The sequence below is a fragment of the Bacillus sp. RB3 genome (assembly GCF_030164735.1).
In the GTDB taxonomy this organism is placed as follows: Bacteria; Bacillota; Bacilli; order Bacillales; family Bacillaceae_G; genus Bacillus_A; species Bacillus_A cereus.
Genome location: NZ_JASNGE010000117.1, coordinates 1 through 340, shown reverse-complemented (window position 1 = coordinate 340; position 340 = coordinate 1). Strand labels below are relative to the sequence as shown.

Genomic DNA, 340 nt, shown 5'->3' with positions numbered 1-340 from the left:
CTACTGGTAAATACTATGTGTCCATTTTGACTGAATACGAAAAAGAGATCGTACAAAAAGAAGTAGAAACAATTGTTGGATTAGACTTTGCGATGGATGGATTATACGTCAGTTCTGAGGATGAGAGAGCCAATTATCCTAAGTTCTATCGTGAAATGTTAGACCAGTTAGCAAAGGCGCAACGAGTATTATCAAGACGTACAAAAGGTTCTATTCGTTGGAATAAACAACGTATCCGTGTAGCTAAGTTACATGAAAAAGTAACGAATCAACGTAAGAACTTCCTTCATCATAAGTCTAAAGAGTTAGCTACTCATTTTGATGTTGTAGCTATTGAAGA

Annotated in this window: 1 protein-coding gene; it reads left to right on the top strand. The window is 35.9% G+C overall.

From position 1 onward, the window contains the following. Nucleotides 1-340, top strand: a 340-nt coding sequence (locus QO049_RS30585) for a transposase (RefSeq protein WP_284489829.1), incomplete at both ends; no start/stop codon positions are given.